We start from the raw sequence: 17,668 nt of genomic DNA on the forward strand, positions 1-17,668 counted from the left end.
CGGGGAGAAGGTGGCGGCAGCCGGATGAGGGGCGGCGCCATGCTTTCCAAGAAGTTCCTTCGTCGCACGGCCGTTGCAGGAGCCTCCCTCATTGGACTCACCGCAATTGCCGCCACCACCCTCTGGGCGCTCGACCGTGCCTTCCCACCCCCGCTTCCAGCCGAACTCACGGTCTCCACCGAAGTCCAGGACCGCGACGGCGAATTGTTGCGCGCCTTCGCCACGCCGGACGGCTACTGGCGGCTCGAAACCCGCCTCGACCAGGTCGACAAGCAGTTCGTCGACATGCTGGTCACCTACGAAGACAAGCGTTTCTGGGACCATGAAGGTGTCGACGTGCTGGCGCTGGCCCGCGCCGCCGGCCAGTTCGCCACCAGCGGCCGCATCGTCTCCGGCGGCTCGACGCTTTCGATGCAGCTTGCCCGGCTGATCGAGCCGCGCGAAAGCCGCAGCCTCGGCTCCAAGGTCAAGCAGATGCTGCGCGCCATCCAGATAGAGCGGCGGCTGTCGAAACGCGAGATCCTCGAACGCTACCTGACGCTGGCGCCTTATGGCGGCAATCTGGAAGGCGTGCGCGCCGCCTCGCTCGCCTATTTCGGCAAGGAGCCGAAACGGCTCACCGTTTCCGAGGCCGCCCTGCTCGTCGCTCTGCCGCAACTGCCGGAAAAGCGCCGGCCCGACCGCAATTTGAAGATCGCCCACGCCGCCCGCGACCGGGTGCTGACCCGAATGGTCTCCTCCCGCCTGCTCGGCGAGCGCGAGGCCGCACGGGCCGCCCTCGACGATGTCTCGGACCTGCGCCGCACGCTGCCGGCGCTCGCCGCGCACGCCGCCTATGCGATGTTGCCCAAGGCCGTCCCCGGCCAGCCCTTGCAGCTGACGATCCGCAAGAGCGTCCAGGAGGGGCTGGAACAGGTGGCGAGGGACGCGGCCACCAAGCTCGGCCCCCGTCTGTCGGTCGCTATGGTGCTGGCCGACTCCCGCACCGGCGACATCCTTGGCGAAGTCGGCTCGGCCAATTTCTTCGACGCCAGCCGCTCCGGCTGGATCGATATGACAAAGATCGTCCGCTCGCCCGGCTCGACGCTGAAGCCCTTCATCTACGGCCTGGCCTTCGAACAGGGCCTGGTGGCGCAGGAAACGCTGATCGACGACAGCCCCGTCGATTTCTCCGGCTACCGGCCGAAGAATTTCGATATGGGCTACCAGGGCGATGTCAGCATCCGGCAAGCGCTGCAATTGTCGCTCAATGTGCCGGCGATCCGCGTGCTCGACGCAGTCGGGCCAACGCGGCTGATGGCGCGCTTCCGCCAGGCCGGCGTCAGCCCCATACTGCCGGTCAACGAAGCCCCGGGCCTGGCCATCGGTCTTGGCGGCGTCGGGGTGACATTGCGCGACCTCGTCCAGCTCTACACAGGGCTCGCCAATGGCGGCAAGACGCACACGCTGCATGACGGCACCGAGCCTGCCAATGCCGAGCGCACCAGCGCCACCATCCTCGACGGTCCGGCCAACTGGCAGATCATCGACATATTGTCGGGCGTCAAGCCGCCCGAGGGTGCCTTGCAGCGCGGCATCGCCTACAAGACCGGAACGTCCTATGGATACCGCGACGCCTGGTCGGTCGGCTTCGACGGCCGCTATGTGCTGGGCGTATGGGTCGGTCGCCCGGATGCCGGCGCGGTGCCCGGCCTTTCCGGCTATGTCTCGGCCGCTCCCATCCTGTTCGAGGGTTTTGTCCGCTCGGGCCTCGCCGCCATCCCCTTGCCGGGCAAACCGCCCGGCATGTTCAGCCCCAGACGCGAGGACCTGCCGGTGACGCTCGCCCGCTTCGGCGCCGGGTCGGACGGCCTGGTGCAGGCGACGGTGAGCGAACCCGCACCGACCATCATCTTCCCGCCCGACGGCGCCCGCGTCGATCTCGGCACCAATTCGGCCGACGCCTCGCCACTGGTGCTGAAGCTGCAAGGCGGCCGTGCGCCGTTCCGCTGGCTCGCCAACGGCAAGCCGCTGGCAGGCATCGATCGTCGCCGCACCGCGACCTGGCAGCCCGACGGCGCCGGCTATTCGACGCTGACCGTCATCGACGCCGCAGGGCGTGCGGCGAGTGTGAAGGTGTTCGTCGAATAGATCGCGCCAAGAGATTCATGGAATTGGCTTTCCGGACGCTCGGCAGATAGCAGGATACTCACCCATGCCTGTTCCGAGGCACCCCTCGCGCAATCCGTTCTTGTCGGCAGCCTCGGCACTGGCAGCAACAATCCTTGTCGCGGCAACCACCCTCCCCGCTTTGGCCGATGCCCTGCCCGCCGGCTTCGTCCGGCTCGCCGATGTCGATCCCTCGATCCGCCAGGACATACGCTACGCCGGATCGGACAATTTTCTGCATCGCAAGGTGGACGGCTATGACGCCCCGGCCTGCATCCTCACCGAGCAGGCGGCAAAGGCACTGTCCGCCGTCCAGAAAGCGATCGCCGCCAAAGGCCTGACCCTGGTGTTGTTCGATTGCTACCGCCCTGCCCGCGCCGTCGCCGACATGAATGAATGGACGCGCGATGGCGGGTCGCCCGATCCACAATGGTATCCGAAGGTCAGGCGCAGTGAGCTGATCGCCAAGGGTTATGTCGGAGAACTATCGACCCATTCACGTGGCTCGACCGTCGATGTCGCCGTCGCCCGGACGGACCGCAGGTCCAGCCCGAACCAGGCCTGCGGCGCGGGCGATGCCGACACGCTCGATTTCGGCACCGGCTTCGACTGCTTTGATCCGATGAGCGAAACCGCCCACCGAGGCCTTGCCAGTGAAGCGGCGGCAAACCGCAAGATGCTTGTCGACGCCATGCGCGCCGGCGGCTTCAAGAACTATGCAAGGGAATGGTGGCACTTCACGCTGAAAAGCGAACCGTTCGCCAGACAGCGTTTCGACTTTCCCATCACCGCCGATTGATGCACCGGACCAAATTCCGCACCTTGCCTCGGCACCGCCCCTTGCTAGATAGGCTGAGTGGCCGGGCCATGGATTCTTCCTTTGGCCTCAAGAGGAAAATATTTCTCCTAACGGCGAAATGGCGTCGAACATTTTCTCAAGAGGGGCAAAAAAGGCAACATTGAATGCATCTAATTTCTACCAATTCGGTAGATTTGGCGCGGGTTCAACGGAGGCAGAAATGACCAAACCTCATTTCAGGAAACTGCTCGGCGCACTGGTCGCCACATCTGTCCAGTTCGGCACGCTCGGTTTCGCGTTTGCCGATACCACCATTCTCAACGTGTCCTACGATCCGACACGCGAGCTCTACAAGGCCTATGACGAAGCTTTCGTCGCGCATTGGAAGGCCGAGACCGGAGAGACCGTCACCGTCCAGCAGTCGCATGGCGGATCGGGCGCCCAGGCCCGCGCCGTGATCGACGGCCTCGACGCCGATGTGGTGACGCTGGCACTTGAAGGCGACATCAACGCCATCGTCTCGAAGGCGAAGAAGATCAATCCGGACTGGCGCACCAAATTCGAAAACAATTCAGCGCCTTACACCTCGACCATCATCTTCCTCGTCCGCAAGGGCAATCCCAAAGGCATTCACGACTGGAGCGACCTCGTCAAGGACGGTGTCCAGGTGATTACGCCCAATCCCAAAACCTCCGGCGGCGCGCGCTGGAACTATCTCGCCGCCTGGGCCTACGCCAACGCCAATGACGGCGGCGACGAGGCCAAGACCAAGGAATTCGTCGGCAAGCTCTACGCCAATGCTCCGGTGCTCGACACCGGCGCGCGCGGCTCGACCGTGACCTTCGCGCAAAAGGGTCTTGGCGATGTGCTTATCGCCTGGGAAAACGAGGCCTATCTGGCGCTCGACGAGTTCGGTGCCGATAATTTCGACATCGTCTACCCGCCGACCTCCATCCTGGCAGAACCGCCGGTGGCGGTGGTCGACGCCAATGTCGATGCCAAGGGCACGCGCAAGGTCGCCGAAGCCTATCTGAGCTGGCTCTATTCCAAAGAAGCGCAGACGATCATCGCCAAGAACCATTATCGTCCTGCCAAGCCCGATCTGGTGCCGGCCGAGGACCTCGCCAAGCTGCCGCCGATCAAGCTCGTAACCATCGACGATCCACAGTTTGGTGGCTGGAAAAAAGCACAGCCTTATCATTTCGGCGATGGTGGTATATTCGACCAGATCTACAAGCCCCAGTAAGCAGTCGATATTCAGGACGACATGACCACAGCACCCGCCCAGGCGGGGTGGCGATTCAGGCAGCCGAGCGTCATTCCGGGTTTCGGATTGACGCTCGGCTTCTCGCTTGCCTACCTCACCCTCATCATCCTCATCCCGCTATCCGGGCTGCTCTGGCGCTCGGCCGCCCTTGGCTGGCCTGAATTCTGGGCGATCGCCACCGATCGCCGCACCATCAATGCGCTGAGAATCAGCTTCGGCACCGCCTTCGTCGCGGCTGCGGTCAACGTCGTCTTCGGCACGCTGGTCGCATGGGTGCTGGTGCGCTACCGCTTCCCCGGCCGCCGCATCGTCGATGCCATGGTCGACCTGCCCTTCGCCCTGCCGACGGCTGTGGCCGGCATCGCGCTGACCACGCTCTACGCGCCAAACGGCTGGATCGGCAAATTGCTGATGCCGCTCGGCATCAAGGTCGCCTATACGCCGCTCGGTATCGTCATCGCGCTGATCTTCATCGGGCTGCCCTTCGTCGTGCGCACCGTGCAGCCGATCATGGAGGAGATCGACAAGGAAGTGGAGGAAGCCGCCGCCACGCTTGGCGCCAATCGCTTCCAGATCATCACCCGCATCCTGTTTCCGGGCCTGGCGCCGGCCATCGTCACCGGCTTCGCCCTCGCCTTCGCGCGTGGCGTCGGCGAATACGGCTCGGTCATCTTCATCGCCGGCAACTTGCCCTACAAATCAGAAATCGCACCCCTGCTGATCGTCATTCGGTTGGAGGAATACAATTATCCGGCGGCGACAGCGATCGCGGCGATCATGCTCGCTCTGTCGTTCATCATGCTTTTGGTCGTCAATCTCGCACAGTCATGGAGCCGCAAGCGCTATGGCTGACCCGGAGATCAAATCCTACGAACCGCATCATGAAAGCCAGTCGGCGGCGGTCACTGAAAGCCGCCCTGCGCGCCTTGCTCTGATGGCCGTCGCCTTCGCCTTCCTCGGCATTTTCCTGCTCTTGCCGCTGATCATCGTCTTCAACGAAGCCTTCGCCAAGGGCATCGGTGCCTACACCGAAGCGCTGGGCAGTGCCGACACGCGCTCGGCGATCCGGCTGACGCTGCTGGTGGCGGCGATCTCGGTGCCGCTCAACATCGTCTTCGGCATCTCCGCCGCCTGGGCGATCGCCAAGTTCGAGTTCAAGGGCAAGGCCTTCCTGACCACGCTGATCGACCTCCCCTTCTCGGTCTCGCCGGTCATATCGGGCCTCGTCTATGTGCTTCTGTTCGGCGCCCAGGGGCTGCTCGGCACCTGGCTGAAAGCGCATGGCATCGTCATCCTGTTTGCCGTGCCGGGCATCGTGCTGGCCACAATCTTCGTCACCTTCCCCTTCGTCGCCCGCGAGTTGATCCCGCTGATGCAGGAGCAAGGCAATGGCGACGAGGAGGCAGCGCTTTCGCTCGGCGCCAATGGCTGGCAGACCTTCTGGTACGTGACCTTGCCCAACGTCAAATGGGGGCTGCTCTACGGCGTGCTCCTGTGCAATGCGCGTGCCATGGGCGAGTTCGGCGCGGTATCGGTGGTGTCGGGCCACATACGCGGCCTGACCAACACCATGCCGCTGCATGTCGAAATCCTCTACAACGAGTACAACGCCGTCGGTGCCTTCGCCGTCGCTTCATTGCTTGCGGGCCTGGCGCTCGTCACGCTGGTCTTGAAAACACTTCTCGAGATGCGCTACGGCGCCGAGATCGCCGCGACACGCGGGCACTGACAAAGGGACCACTATGGAAGTTCGCGTTGCCAACGTGCGCAAGGAGTTTGACCGGTTTCCGGCGCTTCACGACGTGTCGCTCGACATCAAGTCGGGCGAACTGATCGCGTTGCTGGGACCGTCCGGTTCCGGCAAGACGACGCTGCTCAGGCTGATCGCCGGGCTGGAGCGGCCGACACGGGGAAAGATATTCTTCGGCGACGAGGACGCCTCGCACAAGTCCATCCAGGAGCGCAATGTCGGCTTTGTCTTCCAGCACTATGCGCTGTTCCGGCACATGACGGTGGCGGACAATATCGGCTTCGGCCTGAAGGTCCGGCACGGACCGTTGCGCCCGCCGGCGCAGGAGATCCGCCGTCGCGCCTCCGAGCTTCTGGACCTCGTCCAGCTTTCAGGGCTCGAAAAGCGCTATCCGGCGCAGCTCTCCGGCGGCCAGAGGCAGCGCGTGGCGCTGGCGCGCGCCATGGCGATCGAGCCCAAGGTGCTGCTGCTCGACGAGCCGTTCGGCGCGCTTGACGCGCAAGTGCGCCGGGAATTGCGCCGCTGGCTGCGCGAAATCCATGACGCCACCGGCCACACCACCGTCTTCGTCACCCACGACCAGGAAGAGGCGCTGGAGCTTGCCGACCGCGTCGTGGTGATGAGCCAGGGCCGCATCGAGCAGGTCGGCACCGCCGACGATATCTACGACACGCCGAACTCGCCCTTCGTCTACGGCTTCATCGGTGAATCGAGCTCGCTTCCCGTCAAGGTCGACAATGGCGAAATCTGGCTCGCCGACCGTCCGATCGGGCTTGCCGCGCCCAACGAGCCCTCGGGCGATGCGACGCTCTACTTCCGCCCGCACGATGTCGAATTGCTGGACGGCTGCAGCGGCTGCATCGCCGGCACGGTCGCCGCCAGCCGGCGCGTCGCCGGCACGCGCCGGGTCGAGCTTGAGATCGGCGGAGAGCGCCAGCGGGTCGAAATCGAACTGCCGGTCGATCACCCCGCGGCGCAGAAAAGCCGGGTGGCGTTCCGCCCCGGACGCTGGAAGCTTTTTCCGGCGGCTTGATCCTCTGGTCTATGGCTACGCCAGCCAGTTCTCGACCTTCAGGCCCCTGATCCGGTTGAACTCTCCCGTGTTGGCGGTCACCAGCGTGGTGCCCAATGCACAGGCATGAGCGGCGATAAAAAGATCGTTGTGGCCAATGGTCTGGCCCGCGGCTTCAAGCTCGGCGCGAAGTCCGCCATACTCGGCATCCACCGGCACATCGAGCGGCAAGACAGGAATCTCGGCCAGCAAGTCTTCAACCTTCTTGAGCAGCTTGGCCGATCCCTTCTTGGCGCAGCCATATCGCAATTCCGAGGCGACCACGATGCTGGTGCAAACGGCGTCATCTCCCTCGCGCGACATTGCCCTCGCGGCCTTGCCAGCCGGGTTTCGGATCATGTCGCTGATAATGTTCGTATCCAGCATGAACCGCATCTAGAAAATGTCCTCGGATTTGACTGGCGTGTCGTAGATCTCGGGGAAGTCGTCTTCAGGATCGAGCGGCGGCTCTTTCGCCCACTGGGCGAGCAACGCGGTGAGGCCAGGTTTGCGAACCGGCTCGATGACAAGACGATCGCCTTCCCGGCTGATCAGGACTTTTTCGCCGGGAAGCTCGAACTCGACAGGAATGCGCACCGCCTGGCTGCGGTTGTTGCGAAACAGCTTCGCCTCCTTGGGCGGCGTTGTTGAATGTCGGCTCTGGGGCATGTTGCAGCTCTTTTGTATATGCCTTTTGTATATGCCATGCAGCGCCGCAAAACAAGGCGCAGAAAAACTCCGACGAAGGTAGCATTATCCTGGAACAGAATTCCAACATTCATCGACTTAGGCGACATATTTTCCTACGATGAGGCCACGAACCTACGGCGCATGCCTCGTCGCACACCACGCACCCCGGCTATGGTCCCACCATAAATTGCATCGGAGCCTGTTTTCATGAGACGACTTTTCCTCGGGCTTGCCACCGTCGCAGGCCTGTTCCTTGCATCCTCCCAAGCCTGGTCGGCCGACAAACTGCTCAATGCGTCCTATGACGTCGGCCGCGAACTGTTCGTGCAGGTGAACAAGGCCTTCATCGCGCAGCATCCGGGCGTCACGGTCGATCAGTCGCATGCCGGCACTTCGGCGCAGGCGCGTGCCATCGCCGAGGGCCTTGGCGCCGATGTCGTTACCTTCAACCAGGTCACCGACATCGACTTCCTGGTCAAGAAGGACCTCGTCTCGGCCGACTGGCAAAAGGATTTTCCCGACAACGCCTCGCCCTTCTATTCGCTGCCGTCCTTCCTTGTCCGCGCGGGCAATCCCAAGCATATCAAGGACTGGAACGATCTCGTGCGCGACGACGTGCAGGTGATTTTCCCAAATCCGAAAACCTCCGGCAATGCGCGCTACACCTATCTGGCGGCCACCGCCTACGCCAAGGAAGCCTTCAAGGGCGACGAGGCCAAGGTGAAGGAGTTCATCACCAAACTTTTCAACAACGTGCCGATTTTCGACACCGGCGGCCGCGCCGCGACCACCACCTTCGTGCAGCGCGAGATCGGTGATGTGCTGATCACCTTCGAGTCGGAGACGCGCGGCATTCGCAAGGAGTATGGCGACGGCAAGTTCGAGCAGGTCACTCCGACGGTCAGCCTGCTGGCCGAATTCCCCGTCGCGATCGTCGACAAGGTTGCCGACGAGCACGGCACGCGCGATCTGGCCAAGACCTATCTCGACTTCCTCTACACGCCGGAGGGCCAGGACATCGCCGCCCGCAACGGCCTCAGAGCCCGCGACGCCGCTGTGGCGGCAAAATACAAGGCCGATTTCCCCGATATCCGGCTGCTGACGGTGGAAGACGTCTTCGGCGGCTGGGACAAAGTGCAGAAAGAGCATTTCGCCGCTGGCGGCCTGCTCGACCAGACCTACGGCAGCCGCTGAAGGCCGCGATATCTGCGCAGTTGACGGAAAAGCCGGCGCCCTGCCGGCTTTTTTCGTTTTGAACGCCGAAAACCTGGTTATCAGCGGAATATCCGCCTTCTCAGTGCAAAACGTTACAAAGAATCAACGCGTTTGTGCCTAACTGCAATCCGGCGGCTTGTTTTCGCGAAACATCATCGCGCGGCGAAAACGTCATTATTTGCACACAAACAGTCGCCAGATGCGAGTGGTTGGGGCTTCAATGGGTTGATCTGGGCATGCTGACGAAAAAAGGCAAATACGGCCTCAAGGCCCTCGTGCATCTGTCTGGCCTGCCGGCCGGCCAATTGGCCTTCGTCAATGACATCGCGGTGGCCAACAACATCCCGAAGAAATTCCTCGACGCCATCCTGGGCGAGTTGCGCAACGCCGGTTTCGTTCAGAGCCGCAAAGGCAAGGAAGGCGGCTACCGCCTCGCCCGGCCGGCCTCCGAAATCAAGATCGGCCATGTCGTGCGCGTGCTTGATGGGCCGCTGGCGCCGATCCCTTGCGCCAGCCGCACGCAGTATCAGCGCTGCGAGGATTGCGACGAGGCGACCTGCCAGGTCCGCCACATGATGCTGGAGGTGCGGCAGGCGATCGCCGAAGTGCTGGACAATCGCAGCCTTGCCGCCATGCGCGACGCCGACAATGACGATTTCCCGGTTGAACTGACGTCGCAGATATAAACCACTGCAAGCTGACCGCGCTCAGACAGATGTGAGATTCGTGCGTTGAAGGAGGGAGTTCTCCGAATCTCGGGTTTCGAAGCTCGAAATCACGGAGAACCCCATGCAGTTTTGGCCTACCCGTTCACATTTGACGCAGCCTCGAATACAGCGCGTGCGGACGTCGTACCCGCTACATGCTCCGTACCCGCCACACCGAGGTCCATCCATCCTGCATTCACGGCCTCGTACATTTCTTCGGCAGGTCCGCTGTGGCCCCTCGGGATGCCGAATTGTTCGAGCGCTTCCGCCCACCCTGCACGCGGGATTGCAAAGGCTTTCACGTCGAGGTTCAGGACTTCACCCAACTGCTCCGCGACTTCATCCGCGCTGACCATCGAACCAAGCTCGACGATGCGCTGCCCTGACCACGTTGGCCCGGTCAGAAGCGTTGCGAATTCCGCGCCGATGTCGTTCGTCGCGACCATGGTCGATTTCCGGTTTGTCGGATTGTAGAAAGCCGGCAGCGTTCCGCCCTGCGCGACCTGCAACCCGAAAAGAAAATTCTCGAAGAATCCGCCTGCGCGCACAAAAGCAACTGGCGATCTCAGGTCGCGAAAACCTTGCTCCAGAAGGGACAAGGCCGCGATCACCCCGTGCCCGCTGGTTCTGTTCGCGCCCATCGACGAAAGCGCAACCACTCGCGGCGGCGCTGCCTTGGTGAGCGCCTCGACATAGCTTACAATCACGCCCTTTGCTTCCTTGTAATCGGGCGAAGGCGCCCAGACAGGGGGCAGCATGACGAACGCGCCTTCGACGCCTTCGAGCGCCCGCTCGATGGCTGCCGAATCATTCCAATCGCCGTCAACCAGCTCCACGCCCCGGTTCGCCCAGCTCAACGCCTTCTCGCGGTCGCGGACCAGCGCGCGCACCTTTTTGCCTTGCGCTAGCAAATGCCTTGCCGTCGCGCCGCCCACGTTTCCCGTGATTCCCATTACTAAGAACATGTGTTTTCTCCTGATGTTGAGGGACAGAACTGCCCCTGTTGGTTCAATGGATGAGCGGCAGAATGGCCCGGATACGGGGATCGCGCAGATAGAGGCCGCCCCAGGTCATCGCGCCCAGAAGCAGGGAAATGATTTCCGGCGGCGATCCCAACTCACCGATGCGGAGATGGGCGCAGATGGCACCTCCCAAAAAGCCCGTCACCAGGATCGCGCCGAGGACGGCGGTGACCGGGATGGCGTAGAGGATGGCGCAGGCGAGGATGATCGGACCCACGACGCGCGTCAGGTCCATCGCGAACCCGGTTTCCTGCAACATGCTCGCGATCCGTGCCGGCGCGAAAAGCTGAACAGTGCCGTCTGCCATCAAAGCGATAACGACAAACGCGCTCATTATCCGGCCGGCCCACAGGGCGCGATGCAAGGTCATAGTTTCAGGTGTCTGATGCGGGTTCACAGTTTCGGACACTTGTCATTCTCCGATGGGGAGATCCCATATTCGAAGCTTACTGTGCCTCTCAGGTGTGATAAACACCGAGGAAATGAACCGACTGTTCTCTTTTTGGGGAACAATACCGGGAAACGAAAATGCAAAATCTCGAACACATCCTCATTTTCATAACGGTAGCGGAAATGGGGAGCTTCACCCGCGCAGCCGACAGCCTGGGCATCCAAAAGGGGAGAGCCTCAACGGCGGTCCGGAAGCTGGAAGAAGATCTCGGTGTCAGGCTCCTGCACCGGACGACGCGCAGCGTGCGGTTGACGGAAGACGGACGCGCATTTCATGCCCGTGCCCGCGATCTGCTTGCTGAAGTCGATGATCTGCACTCGATGTTCGCAGGCGATCGCGTGGCACTTCGCGGGCGTTTGCGGGTCGACCTTCCGACCGAAGTGGCGCGCACAACGATCGTGCCGGCCTTGCCGGATTTCATGGCGGCGCACCCCCAATTGGAGCTGGAGGTGTCGAGTACCGATCGGCAAGTCGATCTGGTTCAAGAGGGGTTCGATTGTGTATTGCGGCTTGGACCCATTCGGGACGAGACGCTGATTGCCCGCCCATTGGGCCTGTTGCGCATGGCCAACGCTGCCAGTCCCGCCTATCTGGCGCGCTATGGCGTGCCTCGATCGCTGGAAGATCTCCAGCGTCAGGACCATAGGACAATTCATTTTTCGACGATGCTGGGCGCGAAACCTTATGGATGGGAATATCCGGACGGCGACAGCTACGCGACGCTTCAGTTGCCAGGCGCGCTACACGTCAACAGCGCGCAGACCTACGAAGCCGCTGCCCTCGCCGGCCTTGGCCTGATCCAGGCGCCACTCTTGGGCATTGGCCGGTACTTGGAGAGTGGAGCGCTTGTCGAGATCATACCCGATTTTCGTCGCCGGGCGCTCACCGTGTCCCTCGTCGTCGCACATCGGAGCAATCTATCGCGCCGAGTCCGCGCGTTCATGAAATGGATCGAAGATGTGCTGACGCCGTATATGGAATAGCGACACGAATATCTTCGTCCGGCCCTCGAAATCAACATTTCTGAAGTTATGTCTGCCGACCGGCGGTCCGGCATCGCCGGCGCCAGCTCGCGCTGCTGATAATCTTGCTTGTCGGGTGCAATGACGTAAGCGACGCGCCTGTCCCAGGTATAGGGCAAGCGAAATTTGCAGAAGTCTCGAGCGCGGACACGACCTTGCACGGCCCAAGCCGACGCAGTAAAGCGGGGTTCGAAGAACGGGCTGGACCGATGAGGCTGTGGTGGTTAGCAAAATCCCGCAAGGCCGCCCGCAAGCTGCCATCGGCAGCCAGTTTCCGCACTGAAATCATCGCCGACGTCTTCGTCCCGGAACGGGCGGAGGACGTGCGCTTCTTCAGCCGCAAGCTGGTTCGCCCCGGCCGGCTTCGCCGCTTCTCCAACAAGGACCTTCGCGAAGGCCTGCTGTCCGTCTTCTATCTCGTGGTGGCAGCGGCACTGCCGGTGCGCTGGTGGGCGCCGATCTGCGGCCGCATATCGAGGTTTCGCCTCAAGCGCCATATGCGCAAGGAATTCCCGGCCTACGCTGCCGCCACACGCGCGGTGCTTGGCGATGGTATCGATGCACGCAAGCTGTTCGAGGGATTGCTGGCGGCGCGCCACCGCCGCCGCTTGCAGCTCGCCGCACATCTGGTGGCCGGCCGCTGGTCGCCGACGATCCGGCTGGAGGGGCTGGAGGGACTGCGGTCGGCCTTGCAGCGCGGCCACGGCGCCATCCTCTGGTGCGATCAGTTCGCCGCCCAGACCATCATCGGCAAGCGCGCGCTGTACGAGGCCGGTATCGAAGCGCATCAGGTGAGCGTCAACACCCACGGTATTTCCGAATCGGCGTTTGGCTTGCGTTTCCTCAACCCGCCGCTGATCAATGTCGAAAACCGGTTCCTGAAGAGCCGGGTCGCCTTTGATCGTGACGACGCCTATCAGGTCACCGTCCGCATCCAGAAAATCCTGAAGCAGAATGGCGTGGTGACGATGACCAACACCATCCATGCCGGCACGACTTTCACCGAGGCAGCCATGGGCGAAAGCGGCTGGACGCATCTCGCCTCGGCGCCCGCGAATTTTGCCGCCAGGGGCAGAACCGCCCTGTTTGCCATGTCGACCTTCGAGATGGTTCCCTTCATCGAATACCGGGCCGTGCTCAGCCCCGAGCTGACGCTGGAGGCTCCGGCCGCCCCGGCAACGGACATGGCCAGGGATGGCGCCAAGAACATGACTGTGCAGGCGCGCTACATCCTGCTCAAGCGCGACCGCCTGCTGGAAGCGCTGAGGCTCTACCCCGAGCAGATGCTGACGTGGTCCCGCCGGCAGCGGCTGACCGAGGCCCAGGACAGCACCGGCATCGGCATGGATGAAGGCTCATGACCGGCGTATCAGGCGGACCGCGGCAGCGACGAGCTCACCGACCGGGCGTGTGGCATCGAGTGTCGAGGCGCGCTCATCCGCAGCCGGCGGCTCGAGGATGGCGAACTGGCTGTCGACCAGGCTCGCCGGCATGAAGTGGCCCTTGCGGTTGCCGACGCGCTGCCTGGCCGTGGCAGGGTCGATCTCCAGATAGAGGAAGACGATTTCCGGGCAGAAGCCGCTCAGCCGGTCGCGGTAGCTGCGCTTCAGCGCCGAGCAGGCGGCAACCACGCCCTGTCCGCTGCCCACCGACTCCGCGATGCGCTCGCCGATCGCATCGAGCCAGCCTTCGCGCAGTTGATCGGTAAGCGGCTCGCCGCTTGCCATGCGCGCGACGTTTTCCGGCGGATGCAGCCTGTCGCCCTCGATAAAGGTAACGCCCAGAGCGGCGGCAAGCCCAATGCCCACCGCCGACTTGCCGCAGCCGGCGACGCCCATGACCACGATGGCCGGCACCGAGCCGGGGGCGCTCGTCGGCGCCTGTGCTGCCACTTCGTCCACGGTCAGCGGCTTGCCGGCGCGCGGCCGTAGAGCAGCAGCATGGCGACGATGACGACACCGTAGATGATCTGCCGCCCCGCCTCCGGCATCTGCATGACCGACAGGATGGATTGCAGCAGCGTGATCAGGATGACACCGGCGACAGTGCCGAGATAAGAGCCGCGTCCGCCCAGGATCGAGGTGCCGCCAAGCACCACCGCGGCGATCGACGGCAGCAGATAAGCGTCGCCCATCGACTGCGCCGCCTTGGAGGCATAGCCCGCCAGAAGCACGCCGCCGAAAGCCGAGAGCCCGCCGGAGACGGCGAAGGCGATCATCACCACGCGCCGCGTATCGATGCCGGAGAGATAGGCCGCGCGCTCGCGGTTGCCGATGCCGTAGACGGTGCGGCCGAAGCTGGTACGGGTCAGCACGAACACCATCGCGGCCCCGATCAGCGCCCAGATGATGACCGCGTTGGGCACGCCAGGAATGGCGAAGCCGGTCGCCAGGTAGCGCATCGCGCCCGTCGCCGAATCCTGCGGCGAGAAGCCGCCGGTGTAGACCACCATCAGCCCTTGCGCGACGGCGTTGGTGGCCAATGTGATGATCATCGAGGGGATGCGCAGATAGGCGACGCCGATGCCGTTGACGACGCCGATCAGCATGCCGCAGAAAATACCGAACGGAATGGCCAGCGCCACGCCGACCGGGCCGTAGGCCGCCGCAGCGCAGGCCATCATGGCGCCCGCCGCCACCGCCCACGGCACCGACAGGTCGATCTGACCGAGCAGGATGACCAGCATCATCCCGGTGGCGATGACGCCGAGGAATGAAGCCACCTTGAGCTGCTGCAGAAGATATTCAGGCGACAGGAAGCTTCTGGAATAGAGGCTGCCCAGGAACAGCAAGAGAACGATGCAGGCAAAGGCCGTCAGCACCGCCGGATCGGCACGGCGGATGAATCTGGGCACGCGGCCGGCAATGCCGCCAAGCGTCGTTTCGCTCACAGGAACCACTCCAGCCGGTTGCGGACCCGAAACAGGGCGAAGGCGCCGAGGCTGACGGCGACCAGCAGGATAACGCCCTGGAACAGCGGCTGCCAGAGCGGATCGAAATCGAAGACGAACAACAGGTCGCCGATGGTGCGGAAGGCCAGTGCGCCGAAGATGGCGCCGATGGCGCTGCCCTTGCCGCCGAACAGCGAAACGCCGCCGAGCACCACCGCGGCGATCGAAAACAGCGTGTAGGAGTTGCCGCTGGCATAGGCCGCTTCACCCGTATAGGTGAAGAAGGTCAGGAACAGTCCGCCGATCGCCGCCAGCAGGCCGGCCAGCGTGTAGGCGGCGAACTTGCCGCGCCGGATCGGCACGCCGGACATGTAGGCCGCCGTCTCCGACGACCCCGCCGCGTAGGCCGCGCGGCCGAGCACCGAGCGGCTGAACGGCACCCAGATCACCAGCACGACGGCCAGCAGGACGACCAGGCTCGCCGGCACCACGCCGAACGCACGGCCGGTCAGCGCGTCGGCCAGATCCTCATTGACCGAGCCGCCCGGAAATGGCCGCAGCAACAGGCCGATGCCGTAATAGACGGCGCCTGTGGCAATGGTGGCGACGATCGGCTGCAGCCGGCCATAGATGACGATGGCGCCGTTGATCGCGCCGCACAGCAGCCCTACCGCCAGCACGGCGATGACACCGAGCGTCGTCTGCATCGGCGTGCCGACCACCAGCCAGGAGGCGAGGCAGTTGGTGAGCAGGAAGATCATGCCGACGGACAAGTCGATGCCCGCGGTGATCACCACCAGCGTCTGCGCCATGGCGACGAAGGCGAGCAGCACACCCTTGTTCGACGCCGTCTGCACGACATTGGCGGTGAAGCCCGCCGGATGGTTCGAGGTGTAGATGACGAACATGACGATGAAGATGCCGAACGCCAGCAGCGTTCCGCGCTGCTCGGCCAGCCAATAGCGCCAATCTTTCACGCGCTTGCTCCCAGGCCCACTGGGCTCTCCTCGCCATGGATGTTGAGCGCGCTTGATATCAGCGCCCGCTCGGTGATCTCGGCACCGACCAACTCGCGCTTGACCGCCCCGTCATAGAGCACCAGCACGCGATCGCAGCAGCCGATCAGTTCGTCATAGTCGGTCGAGTAGAACAGGATCGCCGCACCCGCGTCGGCCAGTTTGCGCATCAGCTGGTACAGTTCCTGCTTGGTGCCGACGTCGATGCCGCGCGTCGGATCGTTGAGCAGGATGATGCGCGGCTGGCGCATCAGCCATTTGGCGATGACCACTTTCTGCTGGTTGCCGCCCGAAAGCGCGCCGACCGGAATGTCGAGGCCCGCCGTCTTGATCGCCAAGAGGCCGACCATGTCGTCGATCAGCCGCTGCTCGGCGGCGCGATCGATGATGCCGGCCTTCGACAGCCGGTCGAGCGCCGCGAACGACAGGTTCTCGCGCACCGTCATCGGCAGCATCAGCCCTTCGGTCTTGCGGTCCTCGGGAATGAGCGCCATGCCGATGCCGTCGTCGCGCGCAACGGATGGACTGGTGATCGAGACAGACTTGCCGTCGATCAGGATCTGGCCGCTGAGGCCCCGCAGCACGCCGAAGAAGGCGAGCAGCAATTCGCGCTGGCCCTGGCCGTCGAGGCCGCCAAGGCCGACCACCTCACCTGCCCTGACGGTCAGCGAGATATCGTGCAGCCGGTCGGCCCATGAGAGCTTGCGGGCCTCGAGCCTGGGGGCCGCGGTGGCAGGCACGGCCGCCGGCTTGGGCGGAAAGATATGGCTGTATTCGCGGCCGATCATCAGTTCGACCACCTCATTGTCGCTCTTCGAGCCGGCTGCATAGCTGGCGACATTGCGGCCGTTGCGGAACACCGTGCACTGATCCGCCAGTTCGGCGATCTCGTTCATGCGGTGCGAGATGTAAAGCAGCGCCAGCCCTTCCGAGCGCAGCCGCTTGAGCACCGCGAAGATCTTCGAGACATCCGCGGCGGTCAGCGCGGAGGTGGCTTCGTCGAGGATGAGGATGCGCGGCTTGCGTGCCAATGCCTTGGCGATCTCGACCATCTGGCGGCGCGACAATGGCAGGTCCTTGACCAGCGCCAGCGGGTGGATGTCGGCGGCGCCGGCGCGAGCAAGTGCTTCTTCGGCGATGCGGCGCTGCGCCTTGCGGTCGATCATGCCGAAGCGTTTGGGCGGATCGGAAATGACGATGTTGTCGGCCACGCTGAGCTCGGGGACCAGCGACAGTTCCTGGAAGATGCAGACGATGCCGGCCTTGTTGGCGGCCCCCGGAGAAGCGAAGGTCGCCTCGCGCCCGTCCAGCGTCATGCGGCCCTCATCGGGCGCCACGACACCTGCCATAACCTTGATCAGCGTCGATTTGCCGGCGCCGTTTTCACCGAGAATGGCGTGGATGCTGCCGGCTTCGACGACAAGCTCGGCCTTCTCCAGCGCCCGTACGCCGCCATAGCGCTTGGATATGCCTTCCATACGAAAGAGCGGAGCCGCACCGTCCATCGGCCCTCCCAGGGCGATTGTGGGATTGAGACAAGCGCCCCGCCGGCAGCCCCCGCGCCCCCGGACATCCACCCAATTTTTAAAGGGGGTGGAGTTTAAACAAAATAAGCGGCCCACCAGCGCATAGGGGTTGAT

At 63.5% G+C, this 17,668-nt stretch carries 18 protein-coding genes; 10 read left to right on the top strand and 8 right to left on the bottom strand.

Annotation, left to right across the window (positions count from 1 at the left end; translation table 11 throughout):
* Window positions 1–39: 39 nt before the first annotated feature.
* The 6 genes from pbpC (at window position 40) to NKJ67_RS22230 (ending at window position 6,997) form a co-directional block, all read left to right on the top strand.
* Window positions 40–2,130 carry a penicillin-binding protein 1C gene (gene pbpC / locus NKJ67_RS22205; RefSeq protein WP_352583093.1) on the top strand — a complete coding sequence of 697 codons (2,091 nt, stop codon included), beginning with the start codon at window positions 40–42 and terminating at the stop codon, window positions 2,128–2,130.
* A 64-nt stretch (window positions 2,131–2,194) separates the two neighbouring features.
* Entirely contained in the window at window positions 2,195–2,947 is a 753-nt protein-coding gene (locus NKJ67_RS22210; protein ID WP_352583095.1) for a M15 family metallopeptidase, read from the top strand.
* Window positions 2,948–3,167: 220 nt separating this feature from the next.
* A complete protein-coding gene (locus NKJ67_RS22215; RefSeq protein ID WP_127271865.1) occupies window positions 3,168–4,193 on the top strand; it encodes a sulfate ABC transporter substrate-binding protein in 1,026 nt (341 codons plus the stop codon).
* 21 nt (window positions 4,194–4,214) lie between these two features.
* On the top strand, window positions 4,215–5,066 hold the full coding sequence (cysT, locus tag NKJ67_RS22220; protein ID WP_013530875.1) for a sulfate ABC transporter permease subunit CysT: 852 nt from the start codon (window positions 4,215–4,217) through the stop codon (window positions 5,064–5,066).
* Window positions 5,059–5,943, top strand: coding sequence for a sulfate ABC transporter permease subunit CysW (cysW, locus tag NKJ67_RS22225; RefSeq protein WP_127270916.1), 885 nt, complete (start codon window positions 5,059–5,061; stop codon window positions 5,941–5,943). Before cysT ends, cysW begins: the two co-directional genes overlap by 8 nt.
* Before the next feature lie 13 nt (window positions 5,944–5,956).
* Entirely contained in the window at window positions 5,957–6,997 is a 1,041-nt protein-coding gene (locus tag NKJ67_RS22230; RefSeq protein WP_352583097.1) for a sulfate/molybdate ABC transporter ATP-binding protein, read from the top strand.
* A 15-nt stretch (window positions 6,998–7,012) separates the two neighbouring features.
* On the opposite strand, the gene NKJ67_RS22235 is transcribed toward NKJ67_RS22230, so the two are convergent.
* Window positions 7,013–7,411: a type II toxin-antitoxin system VapC family toxin gene (locus NKJ67_RS22235; protein WP_127271404.1), complete on the bottom strand. Its 399-nt coding sequence runs from the start codon at window positions 7,409–7,411 to the stop codon at window positions 7,013–7,015.
* Window positions 7,412–7,684: an antitoxin gene (locus NKJ67_RS22240; RefSeq protein ID WP_127271402.1), complete on the bottom strand. Its 273-nt coding sequence runs from the start codon at window positions 7,682–7,684 to the stop codon at window positions 7,412–7,414.
* A gap of 228 nt (window positions 7,685–7,912) precedes the next feature.
* On the opposite strand from NKJ67_RS22240, the gene NKJ67_RS22245 reads away from it, so the two are divergent.
* Complete coding sequence (locus tag NKJ67_RS22245) at window positions 7,913–8,899, top strand: sulfate ABC transporter substrate-binding protein (protein WP_352583100.1); 987 nt, start codon at window positions 7,913–7,915, stop codon at window positions 8,897–8,899.
* A gap of 257 nt (window positions 8,900–9,156) precedes the next feature.
* Window positions 9,157–9,606, top strand: coding sequence for an RrF2 family transcriptional regulator (locus NKJ67_RS22250; protein ID WP_013530871.1), 450 nt, complete (start codon window positions 9,157–9,159; stop codon window positions 9,604–9,606).
* Between the two features lie 116 nt (window positions 9,607–9,722).
* On the opposite strand, the gene NKJ67_RS22255 is transcribed toward NKJ67_RS22250, so the two are convergent.
* Window positions 9,723–10,592, bottom strand: a complete 870-nt coding sequence (locus NKJ67_RS22255) for an NmrA family NAD(P)-binding protein (RefSeq protein ID WP_352583103.1) — start codon at window positions 10,590–10,592, stop codon at window positions 9,723–9,725.
* 43 nt (window positions 10,593–10,635) lie between these two features.
* Window positions 10,636–11,058, bottom strand: coding sequence for a DoxX family protein (locus NKJ67_RS22260; RefSeq protein ID WP_292458037.1), 423 nt, complete (start codon window positions 11,056–11,058; stop codon window positions 10,636–10,638).
* 119 nt (window positions 11,059–11,177) lie between these two features.
* Between NKJ67_RS22260 and NKJ67_RS22265 the strand changes: the two genes are divergently transcribed.
* Together NKJ67_RS22265 and NKJ67_RS22270 are read left to right on the top strand one after the other, a co-directional pair.
* Window positions 11,178–12,083 (top strand): LysR family transcriptional regulator, encoded by a 906-nt coding sequence (locus NKJ67_RS22265; RefSeq protein WP_352583105.1) that lies wholly within the window; start codon window positions 11,178–11,180, stop codon window positions 12,081–12,083.
* A gap of 248 nt (window positions 12,084–12,331) precedes the next feature.
* Window positions 12,332–13,483 carry a hypothetical protein gene (locus NKJ67_RS22270; RefSeq protein WP_352583107.1) on the top strand — a complete coding sequence of 384 codons (1,152 nt, stop codon included), beginning with the start codon at window positions 12,332–12,334 and terminating at the stop codon, window positions 13,481–13,483.
* On the opposite strand, the gene NKJ67_RS22275 is transcribed toward NKJ67_RS22270, so the two are convergent.
* Genes NKJ67_RS22275 through NKJ67_RS22290 form a run of 4 tightly spaced genes read right to left on the bottom strand, consistent with a single transcriptional unit; the run spans window position 13,478 to window position 17,533 of the window.
* Window positions 13,478–14,023 carry a gluconokinase gene (locus NKJ67_RS22275; protein WP_352583109.1) on the bottom strand — a complete coding sequence of 182 codons (546 nt, stop codon included), beginning with the start codon at window positions 14,021–14,023 and terminating at the stop codon, window positions 13,478–13,480. The two genes, NKJ67_RS22270 and NKJ67_RS22275, sit on opposite strands and share 6 nt — an antisense overlap.
* A 2-nt stretch (window positions 14,024–14,025) precedes the next feature.
* Window positions 14,026–15,012, bottom strand: coding sequence for an ABC transporter permease (locus tag NKJ67_RS22280; RefSeq protein ID WP_023813233.1), 987 nt, complete (start codon window positions 15,010–15,012; stop codon window positions 14,026–14,028).
* A complete protein-coding gene (locus tag NKJ67_RS22285; RefSeq protein WP_023813234.1) occupies window positions 15,009–15,989 on the bottom strand; it encodes an ABC transporter permease in 981 nt (326 codons plus the stop codon). The genes NKJ67_RS22280 and NKJ67_RS22285 overlap by 4 nt, the downstream gene beginning before the upstream one ends.
* On the bottom strand, window positions 15,986–17,533 hold the full coding sequence (locus NKJ67_RS22290) for a sugar ABC transporter ATP-binding protein (protein WP_023813235.1): 1,548 nt from the start codon (window positions 17,531–17,533) through the stop codon (window positions 15,986–15,988). Before NKJ67_RS22290 ends, NKJ67_RS22285 begins: the two co-directional genes overlap by 4 nt.
* Between the last annotated feature and the right edge of the window lie 135 nt (window positions 17,534–17,668).

Origin of the sequence: Mesorhizobium sp. M0088 (assembly GCF_040322895.1) — a bacterium.
In the GTDB taxonomy this organism is placed as follows: domain Bacteria; phylum Pseudomonadota; class Alphaproteobacteria; order Rhizobiales; family Rhizobiaceae; genus Mesorhizobium.

Excerpts from the sequence above, each read along its gene's own strand:
- pbpC (WP_352583093.1), top strand. The coding sequence starts at position 40 with ATGCTTTCCAAGAAGTTCCTTCGTCGCACGGCCGTTGCAGGAGCCTCC.
- NKJ67_RS22210 (WP_352583095.1), top strand. The coding sequence starts at position 2,195 with ATGCCTGTTCCGAGGCACCCCTCGCGCAATCCGTTCTTGTCGGCAGCC.
- NKJ67_RS22215 (WP_127271865.1), top strand. The coding sequence starts at position 3,168 with ATGACCAAACCTCATTTCAGGAAACTGCTCGGCGCACTGGTCGCCACA.
- cysT (WP_013530875.1), top strand. The coding sequence starts at position 4,215 with ATGACCACAGCACCCGCCCAGGCGGGGTGGCGATTCAGGCAGCCGAGC.
- cysW (WP_127270916.1), top strand. The coding sequence starts at position 5,059 with ATGGCTGACCCGGAGATCAAATCCTACGAACCGCATCATGAAAGCCAG.
- NKJ67_RS22230 (WP_352583097.1), top strand. The coding sequence starts at position 5,957 with ATGGAAGTTCGCGTTGCCAACGTGCGCAAGGAGTTTGACCGGTTTCCG.
- NKJ67_RS22235 (WP_127271404.1), bottom strand. The coding sequence starts at position 7,411 with ATGCGGTTCATGCTGGATACGAACATTATCAGCGACATGATCCGAAAC.
- NKJ67_RS22240 (WP_127271402.1), bottom strand. The coding sequence starts at position 7,684 with ATGCCCCAGAGCCGACATTCAACAACGCCGCCCAAGGAGGCGAAGCTG.
- NKJ67_RS22245 (WP_352583100.1), top strand. The coding sequence starts at position 7,913 with ATGAGACGACTTTTCCTCGGGCTTGCCACCGTCGCAGGCCTGTTCCTT.
- NKJ67_RS22250 (WP_013530871.1), top strand. The coding sequence starts at position 9,157 with ATGCTGACGAAAAAAGGCAAATACGGCCTCAAGGCCCTCGTGCATCTG.
- NKJ67_RS22255 (WP_352583103.1), bottom strand. The coding sequence starts at position 10,592 with ATGTTCTTAGTAATGGGAATCACGGGAAACGTGGGCGGCGCGACGGCA.
- NKJ67_RS22265 (WP_352583105.1), top strand. The coding sequence starts at position 11,178 with ATGCAAAATCTCGAACACATCCTCATTTTCATAACGGTAGCGGAAATG.
- NKJ67_RS22270 (WP_352583107.1), top strand. The coding sequence starts at position 12,332 with ATGAGGCTGTGGTGGTTAGCAAAATCCCGCAAGGCCGCCCGCAAGCTG.
- NKJ67_RS22290 (WP_023813235.1), bottom strand. The coding sequence starts at position 17,533 with ATGGACGGTGCGGCTCCGCTCTTTCGTATGGAAGGCATATCCAAGCGC.